The 19893-nt window shown below is 35.5% G+C and carries 15 protein-coding genes and 1 tRNA gene; 7 read left to right on the top strand and 9 right to left on the bottom strand.

The window, feature by feature from the left end:
• Positions 1-47: 47 nt before the first annotated feature.
• A complete protein-coding gene (locus DR871_RS10625) occupies positions 48-1574 on the bottom strand; it encodes a hypothetical protein (RefSeq protein ID WP_113666267.1) in 1527 nt (508 codons plus the stop codon).
• 116 nt (positions 1575-1690) lie between these two features.
• Here DR871_RS10625 and DR871_RS10620 point away from each other — a divergent pair, with 116 nt between their 5' ends.
• The 5 genes from DR871_RS10620 (at position 1691) to DR871_RS10600 (ending at position 5748) form a co-directional block, all read left to right on the top strand.
• The gene (locus DR871_RS10620) at positions 1691-2128 is read left to right on the top strand and encodes a PaaI family thioesterase (protein ID WP_113666266.1); all 438 of its coding nucleotides are present in this window, start codon (positions 1691-1693) and stop codon (positions 2126-2128) included.
• A 126-nt stretch (positions 2129-2254) separates the two neighbouring features.
• Positions 2255-3325: an isochorismate synthase gene (locus DR871_RS10615; protein WP_113666265.1), complete on the top strand. Its 1071-nt coding sequence runs from the start codon at positions 2255-2257 to the stop codon at positions 3323-3325.
• A gap of 47 nt (positions 3326-3372) precedes the next feature.
• Positions 3373-4089, top strand: a complete 717-nt coding sequence (bshB1, locus tag DR871_RS10610) for a bacillithiol biosynthesis deacetylase BshB1 (RefSeq protein ID WP_113666264.1) — start codon at positions 3373-3375, stop codon at positions 4087-4089.
• A 74-nt stretch (positions 4090-4163) separates the two neighbouring features.
• Positions 4164-4239 (top strand) — tRNA-His (locus DR871_RS10605).
• Between the two features lie 312 nt (positions 4240-4551).
• Positions 4552-5748, top strand: a complete 1197-nt coding sequence (locus tag DR871_RS10600) for a PAS domain-containing sensor histidine kinase (protein ID WP_113666263.1) — start codon at positions 4552-4554, stop codon at positions 5746-5748.
• Positions 5749-5932: 184 nt separating this feature from the next.
• On the opposite strand, the gene DR871_RS10595 is transcribed toward DR871_RS10600, so the two are convergent.
• The 6 genes from DR871_RS10595 to DR871_RS10570 form a co-directional block, all read right to left on the bottom strand.
• On the bottom strand, positions 5933-6946 hold the full coding sequence (locus DR871_RS10595) for a M28 family metallopeptidase (protein ID WP_113666492.1): 1014 nt from the start codon (positions 6944-6946) through the stop codon (positions 5933-5935).
• A 4-nt stretch (positions 6947-6950) separates the two neighbouring features.
• Positions 6951-8018: a DUF3667 domain-containing protein gene (locus DR871_RS10590; RefSeq protein ID WP_113666262.1), complete on the bottom strand. Its 1068-nt coding sequence runs from the start codon at positions 8016-8018 to the stop codon at positions 6951-6953.
• Positions 8019-8120: 102 nt separating this feature from the next.
• Positions 8121-8891 (bottom strand): dienelactone hydrolase family protein, encoded by a 771-nt coding sequence (locus tag DR871_RS10585; RefSeq protein WP_113666261.1) that lies wholly within the window; start codon positions 8889-8891, stop codon positions 8121-8123.
• Positions 8892-8992: 101 nt separating this feature from the next.
• On the bottom strand, positions 8993-11194 hold the full coding sequence (locus tag DR871_RS10580; protein ID WP_242497101.1) for a penicillin acylase family protein: 2202 nt from the start codon (positions 11192-11194) through the stop codon (positions 8993-8995).
• A gap of 2 nt (positions 11195-11196) precedes the next feature.
• Complete coding sequence (locus DR871_RS10575) at positions 11197-12060, bottom strand: cyanophycinase (RefSeq protein ID WP_113666260.1); 864 nt, start codon at positions 12058-12060, stop codon at positions 11197-11199.
• A gap of 40 nt (positions 12061-12100) precedes the next feature.
• On the bottom strand, positions 12101-12553 hold the full coding sequence (locus DR871_RS10570; protein WP_113666259.1) for an Lrp/AsnC family transcriptional regulator: 453 nt from the start codon (positions 12551-12553) through the stop codon (positions 12101-12103).
• A 229-nt stretch (positions 12554-12782) separates the two neighbouring features.
• Here DR871_RS10570 and rocD point away from each other — a divergent pair, with 229 nt between their 5' ends.
• Positions 12783-14066: an ornithine--oxo-acid transaminase gene (gene rocD, locus DR871_RS10565; RefSeq protein WP_113666258.1), complete on the top strand. Its 1284-nt coding sequence runs from the start codon at positions 12783-12785 to the stop codon at positions 14064-14066.
• Positions 14066-15028, top strand: a complete 963-nt coding sequence (locus DR871_RS10560; protein WP_113666257.1) for an arginase — start codon at positions 14066-14068, stop codon at positions 15026-15028. The genes rocD and DR871_RS10560 overlap by 1 nt, the downstream gene beginning before the upstream one ends.
• 75 nt (positions 15029-15103) lie before the next feature.
• On the opposite strand, the gene DR871_RS10555 is transcribed toward DR871_RS10560, so the two are convergent.
• Complete coding sequence (locus DR871_RS10555) at positions 15104-16495, bottom strand: RagB/SusD family nutrient uptake outer membrane protein (protein ID WP_113666256.1); 1392 nt, start codon at positions 16493-16495, stop codon at positions 15104-15106.
• Between the two features lie 11 nt (positions 16496-16506).
• Positions 16507-19494 carry a SusC/RagA family TonB-linked outer membrane protein gene (locus DR871_RS10550; protein WP_113666255.1) on the bottom strand — a complete coding sequence of 996 codons (2988 nt, stop codon included), beginning with the start codon at positions 19492-19494 and terminating at the stop codon, positions 16507-16509.
• Positions 19495-19893: the final 399 nt, after the last annotated feature.

Below are 19893 nucleotides of genomic sequence, written 5' to 3'. Positions count from 1 at the left end.
GTCCTTTTTAATTTTTAAATAGTTAGAATGCGCTAATTCAGAGCGGTTTATTTTGGAAAAGCTTTGTTTTGGAACGCACCTAAATCTGGCGGTAAAGTTCTCGTTTTTCCTATAATATCAAGTGGAATCAGATACGCCGAATTCCCTTTTGCGAAAGCGGCTGAAGTTTCATCGATATTAAATTTGTTCTGTGATATATTGAAGAATTTTGGATCCTTGTTCAAAAGTATCGCGTTGTAATGTGCTGTATCCGCATTAAATTGATAATCAGGATTCGTTGCGAATTGGTTGGATACGGTATCAAATTTAATCAGGCAATTGTTGAATTGGTATTCAAAAGTGGCTCCTATTTTTTTGGTCAAAGTCATTTCGTTTGAATAAGAACCATAGATAATGCAATTGTTAAACGTGGCTGCGGTCAAATCTTTCGCTTCCGGAATTGCTCCTAAAATATAATTGCTTACTAAAACAGCCACCTGTTGCGAGCTGTTCCAATTATTATTGAAAGTTGAATGGGTAAACTTGTAATTTCCGCCATAGGTACAGGCTAAACTGGCTAATCCAGCATTATTAATGACTACATTTTCTCCATTTATTTTTGCAGTCTGCGCCAAAATTCCGTAGTTGCTGCTATTGTAGATTTGGGTGTTTTTGACAGAAACGGTCGTGCCATCATTGTTTTGAACTAACAATCCAATCGTTGCGTTTTTAATAGTGAGGTGATTCAAGGTATTATTTGTGCTACCATCAGTCAGCCAAATGGCGCCCCATTGTCCCGGCACATCTGAAAAATCAGGTTCTAAACGGTCGCCTTCAAAAATGACTTCGTTTTCTAGTTTATCTGTTGTTGAGGGAGTTCCATTAATATTTATAGAGGCATTATTGGCTACGATAAGTCCTGAATTCGCATGGAAATGAACTCGGGTTCCAGCCTCAAAAGTGGCCGTTTTATTCGAAGGAACAGTTGCGTAGCCATAAATTACATACGGTTTGTCATTGGTAAATTGCAATTCATTTCCATTTACGGGGTCATTTTCATCCAGATAAAAGCCATCAATTTTTTCGTTTCCTATTGGAAGTGTTTCAGTGGTTCCGTCAGCAAAACGTTTTGGATACAGGAAAACAGCGTCTTGTATTAGTGTTACCAATTCCACATTTTGAAGATTGTCGCCACTGTCAAACTGAATTTGATCGGTGTACAAAAAAACGGTTGGATTAGCATCAGCAATATTGGCAGTGGTTTCTATGAAAATATACAAACTGTCCTTGGCTAAAAGATCGACGTTGTTGAAAATTTTCCCGTCTGTTCCCTGCATTCCGTCAACGGATATTCGGTATTTAGAACTCAAACCTTTCCCTAATTTAATGCTTGGAATCGTAATGTCATTTTTGCTTTTATTGTATACTTTAAGTCGATACGTGCTGGAACCAATGTTGGAGAAAACAGTGTCAAGATAAATCGTGTCCTTGGAAAATTCTAAATCACCAGTACTTGCTACAGTCTCAAAATCAGAACGGCAGGAACAGATAGTCATTATGATTCCAATAAAAAACAGTACTATTTTGGGACGCATTTGGTTATATTTTTTGTAAAAATAGGAAAAATCTATTTTCGAAATCAGAATAACAATTGTAATTACTGTTATGTGAGTTATCTTTTAATTATTTTTACATTTTTAAAGATAAAAACATGACATTCGACAAAGAAAAAATACTTCATTATTGCAATCACGTTTCTAAAAATACCTTAATGGAAACGTTGAATATTGAATATACAGATGCAGGAGAAGATTTTCTGGTTGCTACAATGCCTGTGAATCCTTCCGTGCATCAACCAATGGGATTATTGCATGGCGGTGCATCGGTGGCTTTAGCAGAAAGTGTGGGCAGCGCCGCCTCTATGATTTATGTAAATTCAGAACTAAGCGAGGTGCGCGGAATTGAAATCTCAGCCAATCACTTGAAAGCAAAACGGGACGGAATTGTAACGGCAACCGCTAAGATTGTTCATAAGGGCCGAAGTATTCATCTTTGGGAAATAAGGATTACGGATGAAAACAATAGTCTAATTTCGCTTTGCAAGCTTACGAATATGGTTTTGCCAAAAAGAAAAAGCGAAAATAAATAATTGGATTTAATTGTAGCTAAAGCCAAAGAAACAGTTTCAGGCAAAAGTGACTAAAATGGTTTCGACACGGTTAAGCAAATTATAACGCCTTTAGGTTTAGAGGAATTTATATTTAATACATTATATATGATCGATTTTTTTATAAAAGTAAAGCAACAAAAAGCTCAAAATCTACCTTTTGTATTATACCGAAAACCAAACAACATCAAGTTAATAGGTTTTTTTCAGAATAATGATCACTTGTATTTTGCTGAGAATTTTGAAGAGAGTGGATTTGTTTTCGCACCTTTTGAAGACAACCAGATGATTCTGATTCCTAGAAATCAATCGATAAAATGGGAAGCCTTGATAACTTCTTCTCAGGAAAATGATGATTCGGATTTAGAAGATTCTGAAGATATTCCTGCGAAAGAAAATTTTGAAAACCTGGTCCAAAAAGCAATTGATGCTATTGCAAAAGGGACTTTTAAAAAAGTGGTTTTGTCCCGGAAAGAAATCGTTGGTTTGTCAAATTTTGATTTAGTTTCAATTTTCGAAAAATTAATTCAAAATTATCCAACTGCTTTTTGCTATTGCTGGTTTCATCCAAAAATAGGTTTATGGATGGGCGCCACACCAGAACGATTATTAAAGGCCGATACGAATACTTTTTACACAATGTCATTAGCTGGAACTCAAAAGCTTCAAGGTGATAAACAAGTTGTCTGGGAGGAAAAAGAAATGGAAGAGCAGCAATTTGTTACCGATTTTATTTTGGATAATCTAAAGAAATTGACTTCAGAAGTGTCTGTTTCTAGCCCTTATACTGCGCAAGCGGGAACTTTAGCACATATTAAAACCGATATTGAAGGGGTTATTAATGACAATTCAAGTTTGAAAGAAGTTGTTTCTATTTTGCATCCAACACCCGCTGTGTGTGGATTACCAAAAGAGGTTGCTAAAAATTTTATTTTGGAACATGAAGGCTATGACCGGGAATATTATACTGGTTTTTTAGGCGAATTAAACAAAGAAGGATTTAATAAAGGAGAAATAAAATCAGATTTATATGTGAATTTGCGATGCATGCAAATCAAAGATAATCAAGCGCATTTATATATGGGTTGTGGTATTACAAAGGATAGTATTCCTGAAAAAGAATGGGGGGAAAGTGTCAATAAATCCATGACTATGAAGGAAATATTGGGTTTGAAGTAGTATTCGCAACTTTAAACATTAAAAAAAAAACATTAAACGAATTTTAGATGAAATTAGATATACTTGCTTTTGGTGCGCATCCTGATGATGTGGAATTGGGTTGTGCTGGAACCATTTTAAAAGAAATTTCTTTAGGAAAAACGGTGGGAATTATAGATTTGACCCGTGGTGAATTAGGAACTCGCGGTTCAGCGGAAATCAGGGATCAGGAAGCGAATGCTGCTGCAAAAATTTTAGGAGTTTCAGTACGTGAAAATTTAGAAATGCGCGATGGTTTTTTTGTCAATGATGAAAAGCACCAATTAGAAATCATAAAAATGATTCGCAAGTACCAACCGGAGATTGTTTTGTGTAATGCGATTGATGACCGTCATATTGATCATGCAAAGGGAAGCAAACTGGTTTCGGATGCTTGTTTCTTATCTGGATTAATGAAGATAGAAACTACGTTGGAAGGAGAGAAACAAACGGCTTGGAGACCTAAATTAGTGTATCATTACATACAATGGAAAAATATAGAACCGGATTTTGTTGTCGATATTACGGGTTTCACCGATAAAAAAATCGAATCTATTTTGGCGTACGGTTCGCAGTTTTATGATGCCAATTCAAACGAACCGGAATCGCCAATAACGAGTAAAAACTTCTTAGAGAGCCTGAATTACCGTTCTAGAGATTTAGGAAGACTCACTGGGGTCGATCATGCGGAAGGTTTTACTGTAGAAAGATATTTGGCAGTCAATAGCTTAGGAGATTTGATGTAAAATTCAAGTAATTTTTTGAAAAAAATATTTGCAGAAGTAAACTTATGTCGTATATTTGCCACCGCTAAGCAAATGGTGGTTGTAGCTCAGTTGGTTAGAGCATCGGTTTGTGGTACCGAGGGTCGCGGGTTCGAGCCCCGTCTCCCACCCAGAAAGCAAAAGCTTCGAAGAAATTCGAGGCTTTTTTTGTGGAATAAAGTCTCGTCAGATTGTGATTCTATTTTTATTGGCTTGAATATTGTAAATAGGGAATAGTATTATAGTGCAATGATAGAAGTTATATAGGATTTTACAATCAAATAAATTAAGGTAATAGCTTTTAGAACATACATTCTCCTGTTAGGGGTTATATTCTTTGTTTTACAGAAATCGTATTTTCTTTTATGTATCTTTGGACACATTGCAGGGTTAAATCAATCGAAAATAAGCTTTCAAAATTTTAAATATTATTTATACAATTTAATGAAAAACGAGAAAATCAATTCTAAAATTCTTAAAAGTAATTACATTCCAACCGCTGAGTTTTATAGCCAAATAATAGATAGTTTACAAGATTATTCGATTTTCACTCTTGACAATGAATTCATAATTAACAGTTGGAGTTCAGGTTCGACAAAAATATTTGGATATGAAACTGACGAAATTATAGGACAGCACTTCGATGTTATTTTTACCGAAGAAGATATACAAAATGGTATTCCGCAATCAGAAATTCAAGCTGCATTAAAAGGGGGGAGAGCTACGGACAATAGATGGCATATTTGTAAAGACAGGAGTGGGTTTTACGCTTATGGTTTGGTCTTTCCGCTTATTGGTAGTGAAGGGCAGATGTTAGGATACGTTAAAATATTAAGAGATCTGACGGAAAGAAAAAAATCAGAGGATGCTATAAAAAAATATGTTAAAGAACTGGAAGATCTTAATACACACAAAGAAAATGTTCTTGCCATAGTTTCTCACGATTTAAGAAGTCCTTTATCGGGAATTATCGGAACGGCGGAATATTTGAAAAAAAATCTGGACAGATTAGAATCCAGTAAGATAAAAGAAATGCTTGATTTACTTCAGAAAACAGCTGTCGATGAGTTGAACATGCTTGATAATTTAGTGGAATGGGCTAGGATCAAATATGCATCTGAGGTGTTTTCTCCCACAAAAATTGTGCTGTATGATTATGTAGAAAAAGTTTTTGAGTCCTTGCATGAAATGGCTTCTTTGAATGCGATAACGTTCCACAATGAAATTAAACCCGATACCACTGTTTTTGCTGATGGAAAAATGTTATTATCGGTTTTTCAAAATATACTTTCTAATGCTATAAAGCATTCTTTGCCCGAAGGTGAAATTTCGGTTTTAGCAAATATTGAATCGGAAATGCTCATAATTCAGATTAAGGATTGTGGAATTGGAATGTCTAAGGATGTTCAAGAAACACTTTTTACCCCGCAAATGAGCACACTTTCTAAAGCTAGGAAAGATAACAAAGGTGCCGGAATTGGGTTGTTATTGGTGAAAGGATTTTTAGAAAGAAATGATGGAGAAATATGGGTTGAAAGTGAAGAAGGTAAAGGCACCTCTTTTTACTTTACCTTACCTCTTGAAAAGCCTTTGTATAAAATTGATAGTGTGGATAAAATACAATTTGACGAAAGCGTTTAATAATTGAAGAATAAAAAAAGAGCTTTGAAGTGATTCAAAGCTCTTTTTTTATGTGGTTTGCACAAGGGATAGGAGTGGAAATCCTTTATTGTCTCGTTTTTTTAATGAGACAATAAAGATTGCAACGTATAGCCCGACCACGCTGCAACGCTAGTGAAAGCGTGGATGTGCCCAAAGAGGAAATCTATTTTTTATCGACAATAGGTCTTTCGGTGCGGTTTGCCAGTTCCCACGCGGTTACAAATGCAAATTGTGCTCTTTTGGTCAACGCATCATATTCAATTTTATCAGGACTGTCTGTTGGTTTGTGGTAATCAGCATGCACTCCGTTGAAAAGAAAAACAGATGGAATACCGTGTTTAGCAAAGTTGTAATGATCCGAACGCTCATAGAAATGGTTTGGATCTTTTGGGTCGTTGTATTTATAATCCAGCTCTAATTGGGTGTATTTAGCGTTTGCAATGTTACAAATGTTATCTAAATCAGTTGATAACCGGTTTGCGCCAATCACATATACGTAATTATTACTTGCTGCATGAGCTTCATCACGACGGCCTATCATATCTATATTAATATCAGTAATAGTGTTCGCTAACGGGAACAAAGGATTTTCAGAATAATATCTGGAACCATGCAATCCGTGTTCCTCGCCGGTTACATGAAGAAACAGGATAGAACGTTTTGGGCCATGGCCTGCTTTTTTAGCGATTTGGAATGCCTGAGCAATTTCTAATAATGCAACAGTTCCGGAACCATCATCATCGGCACCGTTATAAATTTCACCGTTTTTTGTCCCTACGTGATCGTAATGGGCAGAAATCACTAAGACTTCATTTGGTTTCTCAGATCCTTCAATGTACGCCCAAACGTTTTCAGAATCCGCTAAGTTTTCATTTCGCTTTGCATTCAGGAAAGCTGCCGGAATTTTTTGGTAAAAGTCTGAAGCACCAGTTGGGAAGCTGATTTCGTTTTTCTTGTATTGATCGATAAGGTAAACACCTGCTTTTTTTTGGCCTTCTGAACCAGTTTCACGGCCTTCCATTTCGTCTGAAGCAACAATATAAAGGTGCGTTTTTAGTTCATCAGCAGTAATTGTATTCATGTATTTCGTTGGGTTGGCAAGAGTAACACTCGTTTTTTGAGTAGTGCAGTTTACGGTCAAAAGAACCATTAAACCTAATAAAGGGATTTTTTTCATTTTTTTAATGTAAATTAATAAAGGTGTAAATAGCAAAAATTGATAAAATAATTATGATGAGGATAAAGTTTATAAAAAATAACAGGCTACTTTTTATAAAAGATATTATGCGTGTTTCACCATAAAAACGATGATGTGCCGGATAGAAATAATAAATCATCCATCCAATCCCAATAAAATTAATTACTATTTGTATGAAAGAAACGAGACTAGATTCTGAAAATGGTGTCAGTCCTTTGTTAATTAGAAACAATAACAATAATAGCAATAACAAAAAGGAAAAGTAATGTAAGGTAAAAATACCATGATCAAAGTAGTACCAGCGTTTCTTATTGTGGAAAAGCCAGAGGAAAAGAGCAAAAATAGGCATGAATACAAATAGAACTTTGGGTAAATTATGGGTAAATGAGCTTATGAATTTTTCAATAATTTCGCTTTGTGTATTATTTTCTTTAACTATTTGGAATTTTTTATTCATCCAATAACTAAAATCGGATAATTTTTGAGACTCTGGTGCATGTTTTTGGATGGAGTCTAGTTGTTCTAAGGAGTCGTATCCAAAATCTTGTAATACATGGATAGAGTCCAATTGTTCTGTTGAGTCGTATTCAAAATCTTGAACTCCATCTTGATCTTCATTTGAATCCGTTTGGTTCGTTTTAGCCGAATCATTTTTGGTTATGGTATTCTGAAATGCCTTGCTTTTAGTAGTAATAATAGATTTATTTTCAAGAGTTTTATCGGAAGAATTGTTGGCATTAGGAAAAATGGCAATCAATAGAAAAGTAATAAAGCTTATAAAAATGTACAATCTGACCGGAGCCAAATAAGACAATCGTTTTCCAGACAGATATTCTTTTGTAAGGGCTGCTGGTTTGAACAAAAGATTTTTTATGGTGCGCCAAAAAGCGTTTTCATAATGTGTTAAATCCTCAAAAAAATGGATAAAGAGGTGGTGAAACGTTTTTCGAGTATCGGTGTTTTCTTGTCCGCAATTAGGACAAAATCTATTTTCTACCACATACCTGCAATTGAGGCAGGTTTTGTCGTTTCTGATTTTACTTTTTGACATAAAAAAAACAGTATAAATTCTTGAATTTTTGTTGAATTTTAATTTATAAAACTAACAAAAAAATGGAACTTATACTGTTTTTGAAAAAATTATATTTTTAGATTATTTCAAAACTTCTTTTAAGAAAGCATTCATACGCTCCCAAGAACGTTTTGCAGCTTTCTCGTTGTAAGCAGCACCTTTTGAATTATCGTTTCCAGCTTCTGGATCTGTAAAAGCATGAACAGAATCAGCATAATAAATCATTTCCCAATCTGCTTTTGTATCTCTCATTTCTTGTTGGAAAGCAGCTACTTCAGTTGCTGGTACATACGTGTCATCAGCGCCGTGTAAAACTAAAATTTTTGCAGTGATTGGATTATTTACTCTCGAGGCGTCACGTCCTAAACCACCGTGAAAAGAGACTGCTCCTTGGATTTTCATTCCTGCTCTTGCAGCTTCAAGTGCTCCTGTTCCTCCAAAACAATATCCAATTACTACAATATTGTCAGGATTTGCGCCGGCTTTCACTAATTGATCCCAAGCTAATTGAATGCGTCTTTGATAATCAGCAATATTGGTTTTGTAAAGACCAGCTTGTTTTCCGGCTTCTTGCGTATTTGTTGGGTAATTCCCTTCACCATAAATATCAGCTACAAATGCATAATAACCCATTTTTGACAGTTTTTCTGCTGATTGTTTGGAATGGGTATCAATACCTTTCCAAGCAGGAAGAATCAAGATTCCCGGTTTAGTTTTGCTTCCCTTTTTTGGAGCAATCGATAGCCCGTTTAATTTTTGATTTCCGTCTGTGTATTTTACTGCTTTCAATTGTGCAAAAGCGCCATTGGAAAACAACAGAAATCCTAATAATGCAAAGAAAATATTTTTCATAATGATTGTTTTTATTTCTTACAAATGTCACAATTAATTCGCCCTAAAAGTAAGACTTATATTTTTTTATCTTATGACAGTATTTTTAATTCTTATAATGATTATTCCCCGGGATGATACGTTTTTTCGGCATTTTTTTGAACGTCATCTTTGTAGAACAAAACGTCTTTGAATTGCCCTTTTCGATACATTTCTGCCTGATCGTAAAAATGTTTCGATTTTGGATCACCGCTATTTCCGCCTGCAAGTAATGATTTGGCTTTTATTTTTGGTCCAAATTCGACCGCGCACACAAAACTATTTCCATTAAATCCATAGCGTTTTTTAGTATCTTTTTGGTAATTGCTTTTATAAGCGGGTAGACTTCCCCAAAGCGCTGGTCCGTAACTTATGGGCAAACTTTCAAGAGCATCGTTATAAATCAGATTAATATCACCGGAAGCTCTTTGGAAACGATTGATTTCTCCCCAAGGAATTTGCCAGGTTCCAAATTTAATTTTCAATTCGGTGATGACCATTTGCAATTGTGGAATCAGTTGATCCGGAAAAGCATTCTTTGCAAAATTCATCGTGTTTTCCACTTGGTCCAATTCTCCTTCCTCAATATATACTTTTTGAATAATTGGATCTAATTTATAAGCCCATTCCACAGCAAGAGTTGTAGCTACGGAATTTTCTTTGGCATAATAATCCCAATTTTTTAGTAGCGTTATTGGCTCTAAAAGTTCTGCGTAAAGCGGATCTTCAACGCTGATATTTTTCTCAAAACTAGAAATTAACGCTGGAATTAAAAATTCGAAAGCTGTCAGTTTCGTGTCATAACCGACTGCAATTACTTCGTCGAGCGTGTATTTATCGCCTCTGCTCAATAACCGAACGGCATTTAATCCTCTGAAACTTTCACCGTCCGGTGCCATGTAGGGCACGTAATTTTCTTCTTTTGGACTATTGTCACCCGCCACGGTGTAAGGAGTAGAATTGCAGTTTTGCAACCAACCGTTTATTGGATTATAAGAATGTACCGTTTCTGAAACGTCGTGTAATCCTTTCCATTGTGTTGCTGGTGTTGTGCCGTCAATCACTTTTGACCAATTCAGTTTCTTGTCCCTAATAGGAACAAAATTTCCATGCCAATACGCAATATTTCCTTCTTTATCAGCATAAACGGTATTATTTGAGGTATTTGCTTTCAAATCCATTGCTGTTTTGTAGTCTGCAAAGCTTTTTGATTTTGTTCGTATCCAACTTTGCTCCAAACTTTTCATCGAACGATTATTAGATTTTAAGCTGATCCATTTTCCGTCTCTTTTGGCCATAATCGGACCGTGATTGGTATGATAGGTGTTGAATGTTTTAGGAATCAATTTCCCGTTTTCCAGATATTTGAGAGTTATTTTTTTTTCAATAATCGGAACCAACTTATTATCGTATTCGTAAAATAATTGGTTGTTTTTGGTCACGATTTTCTCAGCATACATATCCGCTACATCCACATTTGAGGAGGTATGCATCCAGCCGCAATTCTCATTAAATCCTTGGTAAATGAAAAATTGTCCCCAAGTCACTGCTCCATAAGCGTTCAATCCTTCCTCGCTGCTCATTTGTATTTCTGGCCTATAATAAAAAGAAGTATGTGGATTAATGTATAAAATGGAGTTTCCCGATGCCGTTTCTGAAGGAGCAATTGCAAATCCGTTAGAGCCGGTTTGCACATCTTTTTCGCGTTCTATGTAGGACACTTTATCGGTATTTCCGGAGTAAAAAGCCTTTAACTCTCCAGTTGAAAGATCAGCGGTGCTTATGGCTCCAATGCTTCCATCGGTCCAAAGCAACGGAAACCACGGTTCAAAATGACTCAATAAAGCGGGCTTTACTTCGGGGTGATTGTGCAGGTAAAAGTTGATTCCGTCCGCATAACTGTTTAATAATTTTTTCAACCAAGGCGCCGCTTTTTTATAATCGGCTTTAGCTTCTTCGGTGTCCATCAAAAGTTTAATTTCTAAATCATTATACAAAACGGACTGTCCTTTGATTTCCGAGAGTCGCCCGAGTTTTTCAATGTAATTCATTTCTACTCGTTTGAAATCGTCTTCACATTGCGCATATAACATTCCAAAAACGGCATCCGCATCGGTTTTTCCATATACGTGTGCAATTCCCCAATTGTCCCTGATGATGGTGACTTGTTGCGATATTTTTTTTAGTCTTTCTATTTCTTGATTTGATATTTTTTGCGAAAACATCGAGAAACTAAAACAAAAAACTACCATTATTAGCGGAAAATGATTCTTAAAATATTTCATTTTTATTGAATTTTAAATTTTTGACCTTCATGATACACAGCCATTTCTAAGCTTTTGATACTTACTAAATTCTCTTTTTTAGATCTGGTTATTCCTTTCGGTTTTTTGACCACAATAACTTCGCTTTCGCCAACAATTTCTATTTCTTTATTGCGAACAATCAGCGCAGTACTTTCGTCGATGCCAATTCCTATGTGAGTTGGAAATTCAATCAAAGCAGAGAGTAAACGGTTGTAGCGGCTTCTTTTGAGAAAATGCTGGTCGATAATCACGTTTTTTACAAGTCCCAAACCGATAGTTGTCTCCAGATTATCGTATCTGATATTGTTGAAAGTCTCCGTGTATTTGGATTCTAATTTCTGATTTCCCGTAATCATGTGCTCACACATTACTGCCGCTCCGGCGCTGGTGCCAGCAATTGTGCTTCCGTTTTTGTAAGCGTGGTGAATTGCTGTAAATGTAGGAGTGTTTTTCACGACATTCATAAACCGGGATTGATCGCCTCCGCTAATGAAAATTAGTTTTGCGTTTTGCAAGGAATCGTTCAGCACTTTATTAAAAGCGGTTGTTTTGTCGAAATTCAACATAACAATTGGATTTGGAGTCAGTTTTTCGAATTGCTTTTTGAAATAAATGTAAGCACTATCCGGTTCTTCGGTTGACATTGGTAACACAACCACATAATCTTTTTTTCCTAAATCCGCCAGTGTTACTAATTGCGTCATCAATGCATCAGATCGATGTCCGCCACCAATGATGAATAATTTTCCTTTCGTTTTTTGCGATTGTAAACTGCCGCAAAATAGGAATGCAAGTAAGCCAATAAATAATTTGAAATAGAGTGGGGAATGGTTCGTCTTTATCATGGGTTATTTTTTAGAAGTTTGTTTAATATTTAAATAAAGATTAAAGAGAAACATTTCTTTTGAAAGCACAACCCAATTCAATTATAGAATCTGTTTTGGCAATACCGGGAATAGTATCAATTTTTTCATAAAGTACTTTTCGCATGTGTTCGTGGTCTTTGGCAATAATTTTTATGTAAAGGGTAAACGATCCGGTAATGTAATAACACTCTGTTATTTCAGGTATTTTTTTCAGTTCTTCAATAATCCTATCTGAATCCTGATCTTTATTCAGCGTAATTCCTGTAAAAGATCCCCAGTCATATCCTACCTTTTTTTCATTGATTACAGGTTTTATTCCAGTAAGGATTCCTTGTTCTATTAATCTGTTGATGCGCTGATGCACCATTGTATTTGATATTTTTAAGTTTGCTGCAATGGCTGAATATGCCATTCTTCCATCTTTCTCTAATTCTTTAATAATATTAATATCGAATTCGTCTACTATATCCATGTTGGTTTAATTATAAATGATGCTTTTATGTTTGTATAAAAGTACTTATTTTTATTTATTTCGAAATGCATCTGCAAATCGAAACGTTTATTTAAAAATGACTTATTTTTTATCTAAATTAAATAAATATTTTAAATAAACTCTTTTTAAAAGTCAAAATATTTATTTTTATTGGTAAATTAAAAAAAAATAGTAATTTTGTGCTTTAAAATAATAAATCCGAAATATCATGACACATACAGAACAAAACCTTTCTTCAAAATCTGAAGCGTTGATAGCAAAAGAGAATCAATATGGTGCACACAATTACCATCCTTTACCTGTAGTTTTAGAAAGAGGTGAAGGCGTTTATGTCTGGGATGTGGACGGAAAAAAATATTATGATTTTTTATCGGCATATTCTGCCGTAAATCAAGGACATTGTCATCCAAAAATTGTGGGTGCCATGATCAAACAAGCTCAAACATTGACGCTGACTTCGCGTGCTTTTCACAATGATCAATTAGGACCTTTTGAGGAATATGTGACCAAGTATTTTGATTTTGATAAAGTGTTGCCCATGAATACTGGTGCAGAAGCAGTAGAAACGGCTTTGAAGTTATGCAGAAAATGGGCTTATGAGGTTAAAGGAATTCCTGAAAATCAAGCGCAAATTATTGTTTGTGAAAATAATTTTCACGGAAGAACTACAACAATCATTTCATTTTCGAACGATGAAACTGCCCGTAAAAGCTTCGGACCATTCACAGCTGGATTTATTAAAATTCCATACGATGATGTCGAAGCATTGGAAAGCGTTTTAAAATCAACCAAAAATATTGCTGGATTTTTAGTGGAACCTATTCAAGGTGAAGCAGGAGTTTATGTTCCTTCCGAAGGATATTTAGCAAAAACGAAAGCACTTTGTGAAGCACATAATGTTTTATTTATTGCGGATGAAGTGCAAACAGGAATTGCGCGCACGGGAAGATTATTGGCCACTTGTGGAAATTGCGATTGTAAAAAAGGATGTGAAAACAAACCAGAAGTAAAACCAGATATCTTAATTCTTGGAAAAGCAATTTCTGGTGGCGTGTATCCTGTTTCGGCAGTTTTAGCGAATGATCACATTATGAATGTTATCAAACCGGGACAACACGGTTCTACTTTTGGAGGAAATCCAATTGCCGCTGCCGTTGCTATTGCTGCACTTGAAGTAGTAAAAGATGAAAATTTGGCACAAAATGCAGCTTACTTAGGAGAGGTTTTAAGAACGGGACTGAATGAGATTGCTTCCAGAAATCCACTAATTACATTGGTGAGAGGAAAAGGATTATTGAATGCTATAGTTGTCAATAGTGATGAAGAATCTGATTTGGCTTGGGATATTTGTATGAAGTTCAGAGATTATGGATTATTGGCAAAGCCAACACATGGCAACAAAATTCGATTTGCACCGCCATTGGTAATTACGGAAGCTCAAATACACGAATGTTTGGCTATTATCGAAAGAGCATTAAATGATTTCAGATAATGGGAAAAATAATAAAATTAATAAAGAATCGATCTGATATAGGAGCCGGAACAAGAGGATCAGACTTAGGAATTGATGCCATAGAAATTGCTGCAATTAATAAAAACAGCGATTATTTTAATCAATTTGAGTTCGAAGATGTAAAAACGCATAACGAATCGATTTATGATAAAAATCGCAGTTCCTCGGCCAAAAGGATTGAGCACGTTGTGGAGCAATGCACCCGAGTTTGTAATGCAGTCAAAAAAAATATAGAAGGGAATTATTTTCCAATAGTATTGTCAGGAGATCATTCTTCGGCATTAGGAACTTTAAGTGGGATCAAAGCCGCGTATCCAGAGCAAAATATTGGTGTATTTTGGATTGATGCGCATGCTGATTTGCATTCGCCTTACACTTCGCCTTCAGGAAACATTCACGGAATGCCGTTATCGGCTGCCCTTGGTGATGATAATTTGAGTTGTCAGAATAACGAAGTCCCAGCTGAAACGCAACAGCATTGGGAAGACATGAAAAATATTGGCTATAAAGGACCGAAAGTTTTAGCCGAAAATCTGATTTATTTTGGTGTTCGGGATACCGAAGAAGAGGAAGATAAGCAAATTGAAAAATTGCAGATCAAAAATTATAAGGTGGACGAAGTGCGTTACCGAGGTTTGCAGAAATGTGTTACTGAAGCATTGTCAAAATTGTCGCATTGTGAAGTTTTGTATGTTTCTTTTGATGTGGATTCCATGGATTGTGATATGATTTCTTATGGAACGGGAACTCCGGTTCCAAAAGGTTTTGACCAATATGAAATTATTGCAATCATCAATCAAATTATCCAAACCAAAAAGGTAGTTTGTATCGAGTTTGTTGAGATTAATCCTTTATTGGATACCAAAGGAAATAAAATGGCAGAAACTGCTTTTCAAGTTTTAGAAGCGATTACCGCGGAGCTTATTATTCCTACTGAATAATTTTTTAGAATGTATAAAAAAGCCCGAAATCTTAATTGATTTCGGGCTTTTTTTATCTAATAAAATGGAATTGGATTATCCTCCGTATCCAGGATTTTGACTGATTTTACTGTTGGTATCCATTTCTCTTAAAGGAATAGGGAATACCAAAGAGTTGTCATTATATGGAATCAATTCTGTTCCATCAGCAAAAACATCAATTGAAGCTTTTGTTCTTTTTAAATCATGGATAGCAAAACCTTCCATTGCTAATTCCAACTGGCGTTCTCTTAAAATAGTAGCTAAGGTTACAGTCAGGAAATTTGTTGCATTTGCGCGTGTTCTCAATAAATTGATATCTGCTACCGGCGTGTTTCCTACAAAAGTTGTGGCTCTAAAATTAGCTTCCGCTCTGATGAGATACATTTCAGCCAAACGAATTAACGGAACATCGCCAAATTGATTGGTATATTTAGAAGTCAATCTTCTGCCATTGTCCGGGTTGATGTAATTAAAGTTGCGTCTTTCATCAGCAGGATCTGTAAATTTAGCTAAATAAGTAGATCTGATTTCGATATCGCCACCACGACCACCGTTATTTTCAGAAGCATATAAATTGGTCATTTCATTTTCTCCAGTTTGTTTTGTGATCTGGATTGCAAAAATATCCTCACTTTGGTTCACATCATGGTTGAAAGCGTTTGCATATTTTGTGGATAATGTGCGGCCGCTATTTTCAATTACATCATGAGCCGCATCTCTGGCAGCAGGATAATTACCTTGTTGAAGATAAACTCTTGCTAATAAAGCTTTGGCGGCGTATTTGTCTGCATAAAAACTATTGTCTTCCGGAAGGTCATTATAAGCTAGATTCAAACCTGCAATTATTACCGCATACACTTCGTCAACACTACTTCTTTCTTTTGCTAAATCAATAGTAAAATCATAGATGGCATTTGGTTGTATAACCACACCTAATTGTGTATTTGCCTGACCTGCTTCGTAAGGTTTTGCGAAGAAACGAACCAAATCAAAGTATGCCATTGACCTTAGGAAATTAGCTTCGGCAACCATTGTCGCTTGTTTTTCAGGATCTTGGACTTTGTCTATATTTTCGATAACAATATTTGCCGCATTAATTATTTGATAATTTCGGGCATAGATTTGCTGAACAAAAGCATTGTTAACAAGAATACTTTTAGAATACAGTTGTCGGCATTCACCAAAAGTTCCTCTCCATCTAAAATCAGTGGTTGCTGTTATGCCGGTTTGAGCCAGTAAATCTGCAGAAGTCAATATGCGACCTCCGTAAACATCGCCGTCAGCCGCAATAGCATACGCACCTGTTAATATGTTAGTGATACCAGTTTCAGTACTTAATGTTACTGTTGCATCCTCATTTTGTTTCGGATCAATTTCTAATTCATTATCACAACTTGCAAAAAAAGTAGCGAAAAGAATAAATAAGATTAATTTATTTGATTTCATTTTTTTAATTTTTAAAAATTAATATTTACTCCTAAAGCAATTGTTCTCGCAGGTGGTGCAGAATAAAATTCTTCTCCAATACCCGTATCATCTCTTCTTGCTTCTGGGTCATAACCAGAATAGTTTGTGAATGTAAGCAAGTTGACACCCGTTGCGTAAAGACGAACGCTGCTCATTCCAAGTTCTTTAATAGCATTCCCGGAAAGTGAATATCCTATGGTTAGGTTTCTTAAACGTACAAAATCAGATTTATCTAAAAATCGTGTAGATTCGCCAGTTCCGTTGCTACCATATAATCTTGCTTGTGGAACATTAGTGATATCTCCAGGATTTTGCCAACGATTTAATTGATCAACAGTTTGGTTGTCAAAATAATCAGCAGCTACAGATTGGTATTTACCAGCTGAGTTATAAATACTGGCGCCCCATTCTCCTTGGAAAGTAAAAGAAAAATCAATCCCTTTATAATTAATAGTGTTAGTCATACCAGCCATCAAGGTTGGGAATGGATTTCCTGAAACAACTCTTGACGCCTCGGCATAATCATTTGTAGTTGATTTGTCCAAAGATCCATCAGCAAGAAGAGTGTTTTTTACATATAATGCGTCACCGTTAGCAGGATCAACTCCGGCATATTCTGCCAAGAAAAAGGAAGATATATTTTCTCCAACTCTGTTAATAGTAAATGTACCGATGATGTCTTTATTATTGTTAGGCATCGATATTACTTCAGATTGATTTGTGGTAATATTTAAGCTGGTATTCCATTTTAGTTTATCAGAATCAATATTTTTTGTGTTTAAAGTAAATTCGACACCACTACTTTGAACTTCACCAATATTTTGATTAATGGAAGTTGCACCAGAACTTAAAGCTAATGGTACGCTAAACAACAATCCATCGGTGTTTTTTTTGTAATAATCTGCTTCAACACTGATTCGGTTTAATAAGCCAAATTCAACACCAAAATCAATTTGCGTAGATTTTTCCCAAGTAAGGTTGTCATTTCCGGCTTGCGAGAAAGAAAGGCCTGATTTTAAGTTATAAGGATTTGAACCGTACAATTGGCGAGAAGCAAAATTTCCTAATTCGGCATTTCCTAATTTACCCCAACTTCCTTTAAGTTTTAAGAAAGTCAAAGTAGCATTATCTTTTAAGAAGCCTTCTTCTGAAATAATCCAACCAGCTGAGAAGGCTGGAAAAGTTCCAAATCGTTCATTTTTACCAAAACGAGAAGAGCCATCACGACGAATACTTGCTTTGAAAATATATTTATCAGCGAATGAATAGGTGATTCGGCCAAATTGAGAAACAAAGGTATAATCTGTTTCGTTTCCAGATCCTGCAGATACTTCTGCTCCACCATCTACGGTTTGGAACGAGTCATTTGGAAAATAAATACTGGTTACACTTTGAAATCTGCGATTGAATTTATTGAACTCCATACCCGCAACGGCATTAATGTCATGTTTCTCACCAAACGTTTTGTCAAAGGTCAAATAATTACTGTAAATGTATGTCTCGTTATTTACAGAAGTGGCGTAAGCTTCTCCATCAGTAGCCATAAAAGGAGAGTTTTTCCCATACCAAGCATCCTCTGTTTGTGATAAAAGATCATAAGAAAAATCAGAATTAGCCTTTAAGGAAGGAATAATTTTAAATTCTCCATACACTTTTCCGGTAACTCTTCTCATTATTGTTTTCCAAAACGAATTATCAATAGCTAATAAATAATTAGCATACAGCGTGTTTGGATTTGCTGTACCATCTTCTAATCGATCTGGAGATAATGGTGATTGGGCTACAGCCTGTAGTGGTGTTGTGAAAGAGTTGTCATCCTGAACTCGATCAATTTGTGATCTGGAAAAGCTCAAATTCATACCAGCAGTGAATCGGTCTGAAACCTTATGCGAAACATTTGTACGTGCAGTTACTCTTTCTAACGCATTACTATTGATGATTCCTGTAGTATTGTTGTAAGCTCCAGAAAAGAAATAGCGAGTATTAGCATCTCCTCCAGAAACTGAAAAATCAGCATCGGTATTGAATCCGTCTTGAAATGCAGTATCCTGCCAATCGGTGTCTACTTCTCTGTTTCTCCAATCTGTACCTTGAGCCAAGAAATCGAAAGTATCTTCGGCTTCAGCTGCATCGCCGAGTCCATTGACAGAAGCTTCTGTAAACAATTCTATATATTGGTCTGCATTCAACCATTTTCTTTTATTAGTAGCTTGACTAACTCCCTGAGAAAGGTTGATAGAAAACGTTCCTTTACCTTCTTTTCCTCGTTTAGTAGTAATCAATACCACACCATTAGCACCTCTGGCTCCATAAATAGCCGCTGATGACGCATCTTTTAGTACATCAATAGATTCAATTTCGTTTGGGCTTAAAGTTAGCAGCGGGTTGGTTGGTGCGCCGTTGCTGGATTCATTTGTAGTTACCAAAGGAATTCCGTCCAAAACATATAGGGGTTGTGTTCCCGCACTAATACTGGCAGCACCACGTACACGAATGTTTATTCCTCCATCAACTTTACCATTGGTTTGCGTGATTTGAACCCCCGCTAATTTACCAACTAAAGCATTTTGTACATTCGATACAGGAATTTGTTGGATGTCTTTTGCTGTTACACGAGCAATATTATCCGTTAGTTTCTTTTTGCTTTGGGTTCCGTATCCCACGACAACCACAGTTTCTAATTGATTGGAAGCATCACTTAACTTTATCAGCATTGCAGAAGATGCAGGAATTTCTACCGTTTTCATTCCTATAAAACTGACGATTAAAATTTGTCCTTTTTTTGCATTAATGGTGAAATCACCATCAAAACCTGTTTGTGTGCTGATAGTAGTTCCTTTTACTACAATATTAGCACCTGGAACGGGAAGGCCGCCCATGTCGGTAACTTTACCTGACATAGTACTTTCTTGAGCAAATGTCAATTGTACGGAGAGTACAATTAGTAAACTCAAAAAATGTTTGAATTTAATTTTCATTTTTGGATTATTTAAGATTAGTTAGGTCAAATATCTAAATAAAATGTTAATTATAATGTATTATGTTTAAAAAAATGTCTCAATGTTGTTTTATTGTAGATAATTTAATTTTTTTTATGAAAAAAAACAGAATCAATAAAAATAGCGGATTATCTCTTTTATGTTAATTGTTGAACATAGTGCACTGTAAGCTTACCATGCCTTGAGATTAAATAGCTCTTTAAATGTTTGTCAAGTTGTAATTGAACTGTTACTTCAGCTTTTGGACAGAAGTTTCTAAATTTTTGTGTAAAATGTGGGTTAATAGAAATAATTAAGCTGTTACAATCGATATAATTCGATCAGTTTTTGTTTGTGAAAATTTAGCAAGTTAGAAATTTTGCAACTTTACAAGTTTTA

Source organism: Flavobacterium petrolei (genome assembly GCF_003314435.2).
Taxonomy (GTDB): Bacteria; Bacteroidota; Bacteroidia; order Flavobacteriales; family Flavobacteriaceae; genus Flavobacterium; species Flavobacterium petrolei.
This window is presented reverse-complemented; position numbering and strand designations above follow the sequence as displayed.